Raw genomic sequence first — 14,663 nt, 5'->3', positions numbered from 1 at the left:
ACGGGCCGTTCCCGGGGCCGTTGCCGCTGCCGGGGCCGTTGCTGGGGCACGGCACGGCTTGGTGAGCCGCGCCGTGCCCCGGGCGTGGTGAAGCGGCCGGTTCTGTCGGCGACGTGCCGTCACGTGCCGTCAGGCGCCGTCAGGTGTGGTCACCTGTGGTCAGGTGCGGTCAGTCCTGGTGGACGACGTTCTTGCCGGGGCCCCCGGAGAGGGTGTCCGTGCCGGGACCGCCGTACAGCTCGTCGTCCCCGCTGTTCCCGTAGATCGTGTCGTTGCCGCCCTCGCCGTGCAGGATGTCGTTGCCCTTCCCGCCGTAGATGAAGTCGTTTCCGGCGCCGCCGTGGATCGTGTCGTTGTCGTCGCCGCCCTCCAGCCTCTGCTCGCCCGCGTCGCCGTGGATCTCGTCGTCGCCCGCGCCGCCGTCGACGGCGCTGCCGTCGCCGTTCGAGTAGATCGTGTCGTTGCCGTTGCCACCCAGGGCTATGGTTCCGGCGGCGGCGCGGATGGTGTCGTTGCCCTCGCCACCGGAGGCCACGGTGACCTCGTCCACCGTGAGGTTGTCGTCGCCCTCTCCGCCGATGACGGCGTTGCCGTTGACCCCGCCGGTCTCGGTCAGCGTGTCCTTGCCGGCGCCGAGGTCGATGGAGGCGAAGTAGTACGTGTCGTCGGTGGTGTTGTTGTAGGTGACGACATCGTTGCCGTCGCCGAGGGTCACCTTCAGGGTGGGGTACGGGTCCTGACTGTCCAGCGTGGCGACCGTGCAGGAGACCTTGGTCAGGTCCGCGCTACTGGGGTGGACGCAGTCGGTGCCCGCGGCGATCGGCACGGAGTCGTCGATCACGTAGGTGATCTCCGCGGCGCCGCTGGTCTTCGACGCGGTGACGCTCACGTTGTTGGTCTGGCCCGCGGCGGCCGTGTAGAGGATCGCGTGGTCGGTCGCGCTGAACGCGGCGGTGGCCTCCGGCGCCGCGGCGCCGGCCGTACCGGCCAGGAAGAGCGGAGCGACCAGCCCCGTACCGAGAGCCAGCGTCAGCGCCGATGCGGCACGTACGACTCGGTGGCTGACGAGGGGAGAGGGCATGTGCAAAACCTCCGTGGGGGCGTATGTGGTTCTTACAATTAGTTGTGACCGCCTGGGATCGGAGTTGGTTGCACCCCATGGGTTCGGCATATATCCGCGCATCCGTGGTGCAGTCGCATGGAATATCTGCTGACCAGCGATGTTTGGCTGATGGGCGGCAATACGGCCATTCATCGTCGGGCGCAGTTCAGCGGAAATTCATGAAGGCGAGGAGAATGCCGCGCGGAAAGCGACAGGGCCCGCGACAGCATTCAGGCCACGGACGTCACAGGGGCCGGACCCAGGCGGGTCCGGCCCCTGTGACGGGTGCTGCGCTACGCGGTTATCCGGTCATCCGGCTATCCGGCTATCCGGCGAGGACGTCGCCGAAGTACGACAGACCGGCGGGCCCGCCGACCGAGGCGGCGCCGAAGGTCGTCGAACCGGTGGCGGTGATACCGCTCGTACCGGACTTGAAGAGCCAGACCGACCCCGCGCCCGCGTTCTCGGCGAAGGCGCCGGCCACCAGCTCCGCGCGGCCGTCCTTGTTGCTGTCCGTGAGTTCGACGGAGGCGCCGAACTGGTCGTCGGCCTCGGCGGCGCCGGGCACGTCCGCCGTGTCCTGCGTGAAGCTCTTGGAATTTGTGCCGGTCAGCCCCTTGGCGGAGCCCCGCAGCACGGTGACCGTGCCCGTGGCCCGCTTGCTCCCGATGGCCTCGCCCGGCGCGCCGATCGCGACGTCCGCGTACCCGTCGCGGTTGGTGTCACCCGCGGCCAGACTCCAGCCGAAGCGGTCACCCTTCTTGGCGGTGCCGGGAATTCCGGTGGTGTCCTGGGTGATACGGACCGGCGTACGGGTGGACAGCCCGGCGGCGCTGCCGTACGTCACGGTGATCGCACCTCCGAGGCCACCGTTCGGCTCGTCGGCGGACTTCTCCATGAAGTTGCCGGTGACGATGTCGCCGTAACCGTCCTTGTCGACATCGGCGATGACCGCCTCGTACCCCCCGGCGACCTTGCTCGACGCCTTGAGCCCGGTCTTGCCCCCCTTGTAGAGGACGCTGCGGGTCCGGTACGCGTCGCCGCTCTCCTCCTGGCCCATGACCAGGAGGTCGGTCGCGCCGTCGCCGTTGACGTTCCCCGCGACGATCCTGTCGGCGTTGATGCCGGTCTGGCCGTACGTGTCGATACCGACGAGGCCCGCCGTCTTGCCGGTCCGGGAGATCGGTCCCTTGAAGATGTTCAGTTCGGGTGCGGCGATATTGACGGCGGCCAGGTCGGTGCGTCCGTCCCCGTCGAAGTCACCGGAGGCGAGGCCCCAGCCGAGTTCGTTCCGGTACGTGGGCAGCGGCGCCGAGATGTCCACGGCGGACTTCAGCCCGCTCGCGCCGCCCCAGACGACGGTGAGGACGCCGAAGGAGTCGGTGTCGCCGATCCGCTCGGCGTGCACGCCGACCACCAGGTCGGTGTAGCCGTCCCCGTCGAGGTCACCGGTGGTGAGGCGGTCGCCGAAGTAGTCACTCGTCTCCGGCGTTCCCGGAATACCGGTGGTGGCCTGGCTGATGATGGTGCGCTTGGACTTGTCGAGCCCGTTCTTGGTGCCGTAGACGACGGCCACGTACCCGGCCCCCGCCTTTCCACTGATCTTCCCGAGGGGCGCGGCGATCGCGAGATCGCGGTAACCGTCGCCGTTGAAGTCACCCTGCACCCCGGACGGCGCGGCGACGGCACTCCCCCCGGCGGCGAGAAGCAGCCCGCTGACGAGGGCGGCGGAGGCGGTGGTGGCGAGGATGGTGCGAAGGTGCTGCTGCATGCGTGTCTTCTTCTCCTACGGCACGCCGGACGCCGTGACGGCCGCCCGAGTCGGTATCCCGAACCGACGACACACGGGGGCCGGATCCCTTACCAGGCCTCCGACCCCGCACACGCGCATCGCTCGGTGCAGGTGTGACCACCGAAGGGGCCCGGGGGTTGTACGCACCGCACAGAACGCACTCGCCCCCCGCCCCCACCCCAACCGCGCGGAGCCTCCGACAGGATCCGGACCCACGGACGACGTGTCACGCTCAGCGTGCCGTGAGGTGCCGCCGGGCCGCGGCCCACACGTCGTCGAATTCCCGAAGGGTCAGAGGCTCCTCGACATGCCCTTCCCAGTCGGCGACGGGCGACTCGGCGGTGAAGCCGTACCGGGCGTCATCCTCCCCGACCGACGCGGCCACGACGGGGCGCAGCGCAGGCCCTTCGAGTTCGACCTGCCGGCTCACCCATCCGTCGTCGCCGACCTCGAAGTAGAACCATGTGTCTTCTTCATCCCAGTAACTGCGGAACCATCTGGCCACCGGCTCATCCTGTCCCTTGGCTGTCGTATTCCACTACCTCCACGGTCAGTTGATCCAGGTGACCATCTGTACATTCTCCGATACCGTGCGGCGTTGGTAGCCTCGGGGCCGGCCGAGGACATTTCTGCCGGAGGGCGTGCTGACGCCTGCATAACCGATTCCCTGACGACCTGCTTCGATTACTTCCACGAGGAACGCGTGTTCGGTCAATTCTGGCTGAGAAGCAAGAAAACAGGCCACATCCCGTCCTGTCTGTTTGCCGGCGCTCGGCTCGACGGCAGCATGGTCAGGCTTGAGCGGCGCGTCGCACCGCGGAATGCGATTATCGGGGGTGCTGGTGAATCACGCGTGGCCACCGTCCACGTTTCTCGGCCGGTTGCGAGACACGACGCGGGAAGAACTCCTGAGCCAGGGCACGCCGATGACCTATCCGCCGCATCGCGCCCTGCTCCAGCAGGGCGACGAGAGTCGGCACGTCCTGTTGATCACGAGTGGAGTCGTGAAGGTCGTCGCGAGCGCGGAGAGCGGTTACGACATGCTGCTCGCCGTCCGCATAGGGGGTGACCTGGTCGGTGAGATGGCGGCCTTCGAGGAGCGCCCCAGGTCCGGCACGGTGGTGGCGTGCGGTGACGTGACCGCGCGGATCATTCAGGTGCGAGCACTGGAGACCTTCCTCTCCCACCATCCGGACGCCATGCGGGCCATCCTCCACATGCTGTGTGCCCGGCTGCGCTGGGCCAACCTGCGCCGGATCGAATTCCAGGCCTACGACTCGCTGACTCGGCTGGCCAGGGTCCTTGCCGAGTTGTGCAAGGCCTACGCCCAGCCCGATCCGGACAGTGACGGCAAGCGGTGCGACCTCGGCGTGACGCTCACACAAAAGGAACTCGCTTCGCTGGCCGGCCTGAAGCTCAACACGGCCGAAAAGAACCTGGCCGCCCTGACAGCTCAGGGGCTGGTGGAACGCAGTTACCGAAACATAACCATCTGTGACGTTCCGAAGTTGCTCGAATTCGCCAAAGTCGTGGCTGACAACCCGTACTGATACGGAATCACTTCGCGCACTCTCTCCTAGCCTCTCGGACAGCACCTCGTGGGCAGTGTCTGCCCATCACCTGTCCAGAGAGGAAATGATCGGGTGGCTGCGTGGCCTGACTTCTATCCCTGTACCTGTATCGCCGTGGACGCACAGGGCTACGGAAGCAACAACGACCGTAGACAGTCCGAAATCCAGCACGATCTGCCGCGGCTTCTCGACCGTGCCGCCAGGCGTGCCGGCCTGGACCGCGCGGAGTGGCAGATTCAGCGCAAGGGCGACGAGCAGCTGGCGGTGCGGCCCCTCGACGGCAAGGAACCGCGGCTGGTCGACGACTACATCCGCCAACTCGTCGCCGAACTACGTGAGTACAACGCTCAGCGGGTCCCCGAGGCACGCATGCGGCTGCGGGCCGTCATCCACCAGGGACTGGTGGAGCTGGCCGACAACGGCTTCGCAGGTACGGCCGTGGTGGCCACGGCGCGCCTGCTGAACGCGCGTCCGCTCTACGACGCCCTGGCCGCGCATCCCGGGGCCGACCTGGCGCTGTTGCTGTCCGACGACGTCTTCAGGTCCACGGTGGCGGGGCGTCACACGACCCTGACTCCCGAGGACTTCACCCGCGTCACCGTCCAGGTGAAGGAGTACGAGGCCACGGCCTGGCTGCGCGTGCCCGCGCTCGGCGCGCGGGCTGCCACCACAAACGAGCCCAGGACCGGGGAGACGGGGTGGCCCGAGAGCCCGGCATCGGGGAAGCCCACGGCGGCACGGCCCGGACCGTCCGCCACGGGCGGAGCCGATAGGGCGGGGATCAGCAACGAGTACCGGGCAGACGAGATCAACGTCACCAATGTCGCCGGTCCCGTGGACGCCCGAGGCGCCGTCTTCGGCTTCAGGAGCGCCGGTGGCTGACAAACCGGACCCGGACGACCGGTCCGCCGTACCGCCCGTACCCCCTTCCGACGAGGCGCCCGTACCGGACGACGTCGGTGGAGAGCCGGAAGCCGGGGAGGACGGCCTCGGCCCGGATAGCGGACCGGGCGCGGCTCCCGAGCGGCGTCCGGAGGCGGACGAACGAGAGGAGGACGACCGGGGCTATGACGATCTCCGCCGCGTCCACCAGCTCGTCAACAACAACTTCTACGGCGTTGTCGACGCCTCCGGAGCGGCGTTCGGCTTCGGCTCCGTCTCGTCCCCCGGTCTCGCCCCCGGCACCATCGAGCCCGAGGAGTCGGACCGCGCCCTGCGGTTCTACATCCCGCCGCAGCCCTGTTTCGACGAGGCCCTCGGCAAACTCCGCGAGGACGCCTTCGTTGTGCTGACCGGCCAGGACAACTGCGGCCGGGGCGCGGGCTCCCTCGCTCTGCTCAGGGAGATCCTCGGCGAGGGGGCCGGGCTGCGCAGCCTGTCGCCGGCCAACGCCCTCGCCGAGCTGGCCGTGTCGAAGGACCTCAAGCCGGGGCAGGGGTACGTCATTCTCGACTATGTCGGCGAGCTGAATGTCGAGGCCGTGCAGGCGTACTCGATCGGGCGGCTGAGCGGGGAACTGCGCCGCAAGGGGTCGTACCTGGTGATCACTGCGGGCGGCACGACCCATCGGCGGCTGGCGCTGCGGGACCACTGTGTGGAATGGCGGGCGCCCGACCCTGTGGAGTTGTTCGCGCACTGCAGGGAACTGCTGCCCCACGTCGCCCTCGCGCCGGACACCGAGCGCGAGCTGCGGGAGCGGGTCGGCGAACAGCGCCGCCCCGCGGACGTTGTCGACGCAGCCCTGGTCCTGTCCCAGCAGGGCGCGGAAAGGGCGCTGGACACCCTGCGGGACCGCTGCCGGGAGCTGGTCCGGGAGCTGTTCCGCAGGCAGCCGTCCGCGGACGACCTGATCCCGCTCGCGGCCCTGGCCTTTCTGGAGGGCATCCCGGAGCGGACGTTCGAGAAGGAGTGTGCCGCGCTCGCCGCCCACGTGCGCAACTGGGAGCTGAGCGGTGAGACACCGGCAGCGGAGCCGGACCACGACGACAGGACGGCGCTGCACGGTGCGGTGGCCCAGCAGTCCCGGGCCCGGTGGAAGGAGCGGGCGGAGGGGCTCGTGACGGTCGAGCACCGGCCTGGGCCGAGCCGGAACGCCGGGCGCAGCGAACGTCATCTTGTCTTCACCGAGCCTCGTGTCCGCGAATTCGTCATCGCGGAACTGCATGACCTGTACGGCTATGAGCTCTGGTACCCGCTGCGCCGCTGGCTGACCGAGCTGGCACTGCTGGGCGACCTGGGCACTCGTACGGAGGTGGCCCGCGGTGTAGCGCTCCTCGCCCGACACGCGCTTGTCGAGGTCGACGAGAGCATGTTGAAGGCGTGGTCCGAAGGACTTACCAGTCAGCGAGTGACCGCCGCGCTGACGCTGCAGTTCATGTGCGACGTCGAGCATCTCGCGCCGCAGGCTCTGAACATCGCCCTGGGCTGGACGGAGAACAGCGGGCCACGCCGTGCCGTGACGGCGGCCATGGCCCTGACGGGCCGCCTGGGCGCCCTCTACCGCCTGGAGGCCCTCAAACGGCTTTGGTTCCTGGCACAGCGCGGGGAGCGGATCGCGTTCTCGGCGCACCGCTCGTTGGTTCTGCTGCTGCAGACCGCCGATCAGGACCCCGAGCGTGCGCTGTTCATCCTCCGGTACGTACGGACGGTGATCGCCAGGACTGCGCCGAGGTCCCGCGAGCGGACGATCGCGCTGCGGGCCGCCGTTCAGCTCCTGGAAGCCGTCCGGCTGGAGGCTCCGGAACCCGTCACCGCGGCACTCCTGACCACCGTCCCGGACAGTGCCCGCCACCTGGGGTCCCTGTGGGCGGATGTCCTGCACAGCGGCAACCGAAGCCGGGCGGTCGGCGCGCTGTGCCGGACGCTGGTGCAACTGCGGGACGACCCGTCCGTCACCGACGCCGTACGCGAACTCGGCGAGGCGATGCGGAAAGCCATGAGCGAGCGCCAGTGGGCCGCGCTGTGCCACCACCTGTCCATTGCCCTGAAGCACCCCGACTACGCGATTCCCGGCGCCCGCCAAGTGGCGCAGGTGCTCATCGGATCACTGCGCGGCCGAGCGCCGGCGGACTCCCGGCGTTCCACCGCGTCCCTCATATCCACTTCTCCCTTCACTTCCGCTCAAGGAGGACGAAGCAAGTGAACTACCCCGTCATCGCCGAGCACATCCTGGCCACGGTCCAGGGCACCTGGTGGTCTCGGCGTCGCCGTCGCGACGACGTGCCGCAGCTGCCGCCCGGCGCGGTCTACGTCTTCAGGGTCGGCGGGAACTACCGCCCGTTCCCCGAGGGCATGGTGTACGACCCGTCCCACCCCGACGTACTCGACGCCTCGTCGGTCAGCATGGTCGACACCCGGGCGCGCCTGGTCGAGGTGGAACGCACGCTCCCGTCTGTGAGTGAAGCGGACAACTTCACGGTGCGGGCGTCCTTCACCTGCCAGGTGACCGACCCGGCCGCCATCGCCCGGCAGGGCATCATCGACGTCACCGTCCCGTTGCGCGCCTACCTGGTGGGCGACGGGGACCTGCCGCGGGTGAGCGCCGGGCATCGCGTGGAGGAAGTCAACGCGGTACGGACCGAAGTCAGTCACCGTATGACCGCCTACAGCGCGATCGTGCCGCCACGGGTCACGGGCATGAGCGTGGAATTCGTCAGCGCCGAAGTACACGCGTCGGACGACCTGCGGGACTGGGAACAGAAGCTGCGCGACGAGCGACGCTCATGGGAACTGCAAAGGGGGCAGCGCGACTTCGAGACGCAGGACGCACTCCGGATCGCGGAACTGCTCTCCCAGGGGTCCGACCACGTGGACGCCTTCGGCATCACCCGGAAGGAGATCGACGTCACCGAGGCCGCGGCCCGCATCCATCGGATCACCGAGAAGGAGTCGGCCCGCCGTCACGAGGCCGAGACGTCGGACCGGGCCCACACGCAGGCGCGGGAGACGGCGGAGGTGCAGATACGCCGCGACATGCTGCTGACGCTGCTGCGGCAGATGGGCGGCAGCGAGTACGTCGACTATCACCAGGTACTGGAACAGGTCCTGCAGGAGACGGGCGGTCAGGCCGCGCCCGGCGTCGGAACCGCCGCCGGTACGACCCGCATGGTCGAATCGGGGCAGGCGCGCTCCTTCCGCACGGAAACCGGCAGGGACGGCTCACGCGACCCGCAGGGTGGTCTCGTCGAGGACGAGGACGATCTCGTTGACTGACTTCCTGACGGACCAGGTGACGGCCCCCGGCACGGCGGCGGGCGGCCGGGACACCGGCGATGATGCAGCCGCGCGTAGTGCGAGCGGCCGGACCACCACCCTCACCACGGAGGATGTGTCCGCCGCCCGCACCACCGGTCACGAGGCCCTCGCCGCCCGCCGTCCCGTCGATTTCGACGTCGCACGACGGCTGCGTGCCCTTACCGGCGTCGACGAGGGACTGCTGGCCAGGGTCAAGTACGAGCGGAGCAAGTACACAGCCCTCGGCGGGGTGGTGCTCGGCACCTCTGTCATCGCGGCGTTCTCCATGTGGAACTTCGCGACCGAGGCGCTCGGCAGGGTCTCCATCATGGCCCTCGTCCCGACGGTAATCTGGATGCTGTTCGTGCTCAACCTCGACCGCTGGCTGGTCACTCCACAGCCCAACGCGCGGCGACGGGTCGGCCCTCTTGTCACGCGCTTGCTGATCGCGCTGATGCTCGGCATGGTGATCGCCGAGCCCCTGGTGCTGCGCATCTTCCAGACGGCCATCGAGCAACGCGTGGCCGACGAACGAACCGACACGATGGACCAGTTGCGTACCAACCTGGTGCGCTGCAACCCCGTACCGTCCACGACGCAGACCGTCACGCCGGAGGGCTGCGGCAGGAACTACGTCCTCTCCTTCGGCAGGACACCCGGGGAACGGGTCGAGGAACTGGCCGCCCTGCGCTCGGATGCCGCCGTCCTGCAGAAGCGCGTGGACCGGGATACCTCCAGGCTGGAGGCCATCGACTCCGATGTACGGAACGAGTGTCGCCGGCTGATCCGCATAGCGGCCACCGGCTTGTATCAGCGGACGTCCGAGTGCTTGCGCCTGCGCGACAAGGCACAGGACTACCGGACGACACACCGCACCGATGAGAACGAGAAGCGCCTGGCCCACATGAACAGCCGTGTCTCGGGGATCGAGGCCGAGCAGACCGTCTCACGCGGCGCCTTCCTCAAGGCCCGCGCCGACGGCATCGAGCAGCGTCTGGGCGAGGAGCGTGCCAAGCAGAAAGAGATCGGTGTCCTGGAACGGATGCGGGCGCTTGATCAACTCGCGGCCGGGAACCCCGTGCTGTTCGTGGGCATCTGGCTGGTCCGCCTGCTGTTCGTCCTCCTCGACGTACTCCCCGTGCTGGTGAAGTACCTGAGCGGCGAATCCGCGTACGACCGGATGCTCACCAGCGCGAGCAACAGTGCCGTCAAGATCCACGACGAAGAGGTCCGGCTCGACGAACGCCGGGCCATGGCGAACCTCGAGATCGCCCAGGACGCCATCGAGCAGGAGGTGCGGCGTCACCGCGCCGAGTCGGAGGCGGCGTTCCGGGAGCACAGGGCAGCGATGAACATCCGGGTCCGGCAGGCGGTGAACGCGCTGGAGGACGAGATCCGCCGCTCGACGACGGTCTGACGCACCCGCCTGCACCAGGGACACAGCACCACGGCCGCCCCGCACGCCGGGGCGGCCGCCTGACACCGACGGTACGGAGGGGAAACATGACCACGCCCGGAGACGACGCCGACGTGGACCCGAACACCGCCACCACAGCGGACCGGGGCGCGGAACTCGCCAGGATCCTGTTGTCCGAGGCCCGTGAGGAGCTCACGAAGGCCGACAACAAGGCCGGCCTCTTGCTGGCGTCCCTGGGCGCGGCCCTGACAGCCTTGCTCGGCGCGATCGGCAGCGACGTTATCGCCCTACGACAGTACGCCGCCGTCCCGCAGTTCCTCCTCTGGGCGAGCTGCGCCGCTTGCGTACCGGCACTCGTTCTCCTGGGCCTGGCCATGACCCCACGGCTGGGAAACCCCCGCCGCTCCCGAACTCACTACTTCGGCGACGCGAGGCTCGCGATGTCGGTCGCTCACCTGGAGCGGACAGTCCGCCGTACCGACCCCATGTCCCGTGACCTGAGCCAACTGGCGATCCTGTCCCAGATCGCCTGGACCAAATACCGCTGCATACGCCACGCACTGGCCTGGGGCATGGTCTTCTTCGCGTGCGCGCTGCTGGGCATAGTGACGGGAGCCTCGAACTAGCGGCACAGCGGCTGAGGAACGGCGAGGCCCTGGTCATGACGCGCTCAGCGAGCTCCGCACGCCGATGGCTGCCGAGATACTGCCCGACCAGATCCGAAACGGCCCCACAACCACTCAGAGGTCTGACCCTCGATGCACGTCCGGGCGGAGCTTGTGCCGGATGGTGCTGATCCGGCGGGAGAAAAGTCGGGGCCTGGCGATCCGCCCGCTCACGCAAACGGCCCCGGACGGGAAGTCCGAGGCCGAACAGAACGCCTCCCTGAGGAAGAAACCCCAGGTCAGCGCCGTAACGCGCTGTGCCCCCGGCAGGATTCGAACCTGCGACACCCGCTTTAGGAGAGCGGTGCTCTATCCCCTGAGCTACGAAGGCGGGGGCTTGCCGAAAACCGTGCCGGAAACCCCAGTGGGGGGTGCCGGGCGGGATGAGGCAAACGCCCTGGTCAGGTTTCCGTCGGGGCGCTGTCGGGTGAGGTCCGGAGGGACACTTTCCCAGGCAGGCGCCCTGGAGGTCGACTGACCGCTGACAGCCTAGCGGATAGGGGTTACCGAGGTCGCCCCCGTTGCCACTGCGCGCTGCTGCACGTTCTTGTATACCTTCTGACCTGCGAGTTTCCGGCGGGATGTCTGCGGATGGGACTCGATGCGGTCAGGTGTCGGCAGTGCGGGGGTGGGGCGGCATGTCCGTTTTGGTGAGTAGCTCCGGTTGTTGACCCGCTAGCTGCATCACCTGACCAGGTGGGGGGGGGCACGCCAGGACGCCGCGCGATGTGGACGCGGAAGGGGGAGAGGGCCCTGGGGCCGGGTCGGAGCCGCCGTCCGGTCAGCGGCAGGCAGGTGCCGACGGCGGGGGTGGCACCGGCAGGATCCGATGCTTCTGCTGAGGTCGGGCGGGCCATGGCGTCCACAGGGCACACTCTGCGCACTCTCGCCGACTCGACGGGCGTGACCCATTCCACGGTTAGTAGGGTTCTCAATGGCAAGGTCATGCCCGATCTGGGGACGCTCGCCCGACTTGAGGCGGCCTTCGGCTTCCAGCTCTGGCCGGGGCCGGCGGCCCTGCCTCCGGATCCTTCCTCCCGCTGAATCACCTGCCCGTACGCCTTTCGGCTGCTGCCGCCTTGCGTGGCCACCGCGCGGCGCGATGATTTTTTCATGTGCATGTATGCACCGCCTTTGCGGCGGATGGTCTACCTGCTGTGCTTCGACCCGCGACGCAGGTTGCTCCTGACCTCCGGCACGCCACCCGCTGGTGGTGGCGTGCCGACGCTCCCGGTGATCCGATGCCAGGAGCGTGAGACGTACGAGAGGGCGGCGCGACGGCTCCTCTCAGGCCGATCGGTGCGGCGCGGGGATGTCGTCGCACGTGTGCGTGCGGCACCTTTCCCGGGGGGGTGGGTACCGCGAGGCGCGCGTCTACACGGCCCACTCGCTCGCCACGCAGGCCGACCTTGAAGGCTGCTGGATCCCCTGGTGCGACGCCGTTCAGGACTTGGGTCATCTCGAGATCCCGGAGCTCGCCGTCTTCGTCGAGGGGTACCTCGGTGGCTGGATCCCAGACGGCTGGATCACGCTCGAGCCGTGAGTTCTAAGCCACATCTGGCCCCGTAGCAAGAGGGACAGGCGGGCTACCAGCCGCGGATCTTGCGTCCGAAGTCGGTGTCGGGCCCGAGCAGCGCGTCGGCGACCCGGCCGCCGGAGTCCTTGACGCCGCCGCCGAAGTTCAGGACACCGACCGCGTTGGTGCTGGCGGCCACGCCGTCCCAGTAGCGGGCCTCGCGCTCGAAGCGGACCGGCTCCAGCAGCCGCAGCAGTTCCTCGATGCTGAGTCGGCTGCCACCGTTCGCTCAGCTGGTCGCCTGGTGGGCGGCGATCCGAGGCCGGCGAGCACGGCGGGGGTCGAGACAGCGCCGCGCGTGTGAAGTGAGGGAAGAGCGCCGAGATCACCTGGGACAGCATCGGGACGAGTTCGCGCTCGGCCTGCTCGGCGCTCACGCCCTCCGCCAGGTCGCCCTCGTGGGCCGTCGCCGAGGACAGCCCGAGCCCGCCCCGCCCGTGCAGCGCCGTGATCACCAGAACCCGCAGCGCGGAGAGCGTCACGGCCTCCGGGTCGGTCTTGGTCAGCTGGCGCTTGCGGCCACCGAGCGAGACTTCCACGCGCCGATTACCTCCAGCAGATCCCCGAAGCTACCCTCGCCCACCAACTCGTCTACCCCCACCGCAGTGACGCCGAGTCCCTCCACAACCAACTCGACCGGAGCATGTGGAACAGACGCCTGATCTCCTACGGCCTCGATCGCCAGAAGGTGTTCACGCTCGGCTTCGTCCTGGCCCAGAACGCCACCAGTCAGCGGCTGCACGTCGCTTGCCGTGCAATGGGCGGTGAACCAGCAGGACGGGTCGGAATCAGAACTTGATGAGCCCATACAGCAGGTACCTGCGCCAGAGGACGAAGACGAAGCAAGCGAAACTTTGGCAGTGGCTAGGCTCGTGCCGACCCGCTGCCACAGATAGCGCGCGGCCCGGGCTACGCCGGCGAGACACTGCAGTACTCCGTCCGTGCCTTCAATGACCGCCCGAAGGCCGCGGGAGCAGGTGCCCCCGCGGCATGCCTCACGGTTCTACAGCCAAGGCCAGTGGCCCCAACTCACCGCCCCGAGTCCCAGGCACGCACCTGCTGCACCTGCCACAATCGCGGGCGAGATGTACACCGCGAAGACGGTGCGGCCGCCGACCAGCAGTTGTACGTTTGCGCGCCGTACATGGGAGGACGTCGACGATGGAGCCTCCGGGAACCGGGCGTCGTCCGCGGGGCCATCCCCGCGTGACTGCCGACTGGAACCTGTGCCATGGTGTGTACTCACCAGTTGTCCTTACGCATGAGCACGGCTGCCGTCTCCCTGGCCGCCAAACCTGAAGAAGACGGTGGCACGCGACATTCGGTCCCCCCGGGTTCGAGAGGACACAAAAGGGCCCCACCAGACCTAGGCATGGTGGGGCCCTCATTGATGACGCGACCGTATCGGAAGCGCCAGGAGCGAGGCAAGTTGACCCTGCGACTCGTGCCCTGGCGTCAATGGCCAGGCATTAACCGGGAGTTGTACTGGTACTGCGCACGCACAGGTCAGTGCCACGCGACGCCCACACCAGCGCCCCCGATGACGTCGCCAACGGTGATCAGGTGCTCGCGCTCGCCTGCTTGCGTCGTCGAAGGAGGGCCAGCACGGCGATTGCAGCGAAGGTCATCCACGCCTTGCCGAGAATCTGGCCGGGCAGGTACTCGAAGGAACCGAAGGCCAACTTGAGGAAGAGGAGGCTGTCCGCGAGCAGGCCGACGGCGTTCGAGGCGAGCATCGCGATCAGTAGGCCGCGTTTCCGGAGAGGCTCGTAGACGACGAAGTCCATTGTTTCGGCCACCGCGAAGGCGGCAGCTGAGGCGCCAGCCAGCGCCGGGTCAGCAAGGAAGTACGACAGGATGGTGCCGACGGCTATGGCCGCGAGAACAGCACCACGGCCGGCGGACTCACGGGCAAGGTCCCGAAGTACCAAGGCGAGACCCACCATGTAGACCCCGGCAGGGGCGGCGTAGCCGAAGCCGACGGAGACGGCTCCGAAGTGGGTGACGGCAAGGTTCGCAGCAGGGATGGTGGCGACGTAGGCGACGAGGGTCGCGATACCGGCAGGGGCGGGGACGTTCACGGTCTTCTTTCTGTTTTCGGTGATGTGGTGGTTTGTGCCAATACCGCGCCGTGGACGGACAGCGAGGCGAACGCCCAGACAGTACAACCCAGGCCACTGACATCGGCACGGCTCCTGGCCTTGGAGACTCTGTCTGGGATTGAGTGCACTGCCAGGCGGCATATGCGGATCAGGGCAGCATGGCTCGGCTACATCCGGGCGCACCAGGGAGTGCGCCTGGAGCATG

General features: G+C 68.4%; 14 protein-coding genes and 1 tRNA gene. 8 read left to right on the top strand and 7 right to left on the bottom strand.

The window, feature by feature from the left end; all coding sequences use genetic code 11:
• Positions 1-169 precede the first annotated feature (169 nt).
• The 3 genes from ACIOGX_RS19470 to ACIOGX_RS19460 form a co-directional block, all read right to left on the bottom strand.
• Entirely contained in the window at positions 170-1,081 is a 912-nt protein-coding gene (locus tag ACIOGX_RS19470; protein WP_401914660.1) for a calcium-binding protein, read from the bottom strand.
• Positions 1,082-1,427: 346 nt separating this feature from the next.
• The gene (locus tag ACIOGX_RS19465) at positions 1,428-2,873 is read right to left on the bottom strand and encodes an FG-GAP and VCBS repeat-containing protein (protein WP_401914657.1); all 1,446 of its coding nucleotides are present in this window, start codon (positions 2,871-2,873) and stop codon (positions 1,428-1,430) included.
• Between the two features lie 253 nt (positions 2,874-3,126).
• Positions 3,127-3,399, bottom strand: coding sequence for a hypothetical protein (locus ACIOGX_RS19460; protein ID WP_356512449.1), 273 nt, complete (start codon positions 3,397-3,399; stop codon positions 3,127-3,129).
• A 331-nt stretch (positions 3,400-3,730) separates the two neighbouring features.
• Between ACIOGX_RS19460 and ACIOGX_RS19455 the strand changes: the two genes are divergently transcribed.
• From ACIOGX_RS19455 to ACIOGX_RS19430, 6 genes are all read left to right on the top strand, one after another.
• Complete coding sequence (locus tag ACIOGX_RS19455; protein ID WP_401914654.1) at positions 3,731-4,444, top strand: Crp/Fnr family transcriptional regulator; 714 nt, start codon at positions 3,731-3,733, stop codon at positions 4,442-4,444.
• Between the two features lie 93 nt (positions 4,445-4,537).
• Positions 4,538-5,347, top strand: coding sequence for a hypothetical protein (locus tag ACIOGX_RS19450; protein ID WP_356512453.1), 810 nt, complete (start codon positions 4,538-4,540; stop codon positions 5,345-5,347).
• Positions 5,340-7,607: a hypothetical protein gene (locus tag ACIOGX_RS19445; protein ID WP_401914651.1), complete on the top strand. Its 2,268-nt coding sequence runs from the start codon at positions 5,340-5,342 to the stop codon at positions 7,605-7,607. The genes ACIOGX_RS19450 and ACIOGX_RS19445 overlap by 8 nt, the downstream gene beginning before the upstream one ends.
• Positions 7,604-8,677 carry a hypothetical protein gene (locus tag ACIOGX_RS19440; protein WP_356512457.1) on the top strand — a complete coding sequence of 358 codons (1,074 nt, stop codon included), beginning with the start codon at positions 7,604-7,606 and terminating at the stop codon, positions 8,675-8,677. Before ACIOGX_RS19445 ends, ACIOGX_RS19440 begins: the two co-directional genes overlap by 4 nt.
• Positions 8,670-10,115 (top strand): DUF4407 domain-containing protein, encoded by a 1,446-nt coding sequence (locus ACIOGX_RS19435; RefSeq protein ID WP_401914648.1) that lies wholly within the window; start codon positions 8,670-8,672, stop codon positions 10,113-10,115. The genes ACIOGX_RS19440 and ACIOGX_RS19435 overlap by 8 nt, the downstream gene beginning before the upstream one ends.
• A gap of 86 nt (positions 10,116-10,201) precedes the next feature.
• Positions 10,202-10,741, top strand: a complete 540-nt coding sequence (locus ACIOGX_RS19430; RefSeq protein WP_356512461.1) for a Pycsar system effector family protein — start codon at positions 10,202-10,204, stop codon at positions 10,739-10,741.
• A 297-nt stretch (positions 10,742-11,038) separates the two neighbouring features.
• On the opposite strand, the gene ACIOGX_RS19425 is transcribed toward ACIOGX_RS19430, so the two are convergent.
• A tRNA-Arg gene (locus ACIOGX_RS19425) sits at positions 11,039-11,111 on the bottom strand.
• Positions 11,112-11,506: 395 nt separating this feature from the next.
• Between ACIOGX_RS19425 and ACIOGX_RS19420 the strand changes: the two genes are divergently transcribed.
• Both ACIOGX_RS19420 and ACIOGX_RS19415 read left to right on the top strand, forming a co-directional pair.
• The gene (locus tag ACIOGX_RS19420; RefSeq protein ID WP_401914645.1) at positions 11,507-11,824 is read left to right on the top strand and encodes a helix-turn-helix domain-containing protein; all 318 of its coding nucleotides are present in this window, start codon (positions 11,507-11,509) and stop codon (positions 11,822-11,824) included.
• Between the two features lie 268 nt (positions 11,825-12,092).
• Entirely contained in the window at positions 12,093-12,323 is a 231-nt protein-coding gene (locus ACIOGX_RS19415; RefSeq protein ID WP_401914642.1) for a hypothetical protein, read from the top strand.
• Between the two features lie 43 nt (positions 12,324-12,366).
• Here ACIOGX_RS19415 and ACIOGX_RS19410 read toward each other — a convergent pair whose 3' ends face one another.
• The 3 genes from ACIOGX_RS19410 to ACIOGX_RS19400 all read right to left on the bottom strand — a co-directional run bounded on the left by ACIOGX_RS19410 (position 12,367) and on the right by ACIOGX_RS19400 (position 14,437).
• A complete protein-coding gene (locus ACIOGX_RS19410; protein ID WP_281196396.1) occupies positions 12,367-12,495 on the bottom strand; it encodes a hypothetical protein in 129 nt (42 codons plus the stop codon).
• Between the two features lie 363 nt (positions 12,496-12,858).
• Positions 12,859-13,164 carry a hypothetical protein gene (locus ACIOGX_RS19405; protein ID WP_401914639.1) on the bottom strand — a complete coding sequence of 102 codons (306 nt, stop codon included), beginning with the start codon at positions 13,162-13,164 and terminating at the stop codon, positions 12,859-12,861.
• Between the two features lie 751 nt (positions 13,165-13,915).
• Positions 13,916-14,437 (bottom strand): VUT family protein, encoded by a 522-nt coding sequence (locus ACIOGX_RS19400; RefSeq protein WP_401914636.1) that lies wholly within the window; start codon positions 14,435-14,437, stop codon positions 13,916-13,918.
• Between the last annotated feature and the right edge of the window lie 226 nt (positions 14,438-14,663).

Origin of the sequence: Streptomyces sp. NPDC088147, assembly GCF_044741565.1 — a bacterium.
GTDB lineage: Bacteria > Actinomycetota > Actinomycetes > Streptomycetales > Streptomycetaceae > Streptomyces.
This window is presented reverse-complemented; position numbering and strand designations above follow the sequence as displayed.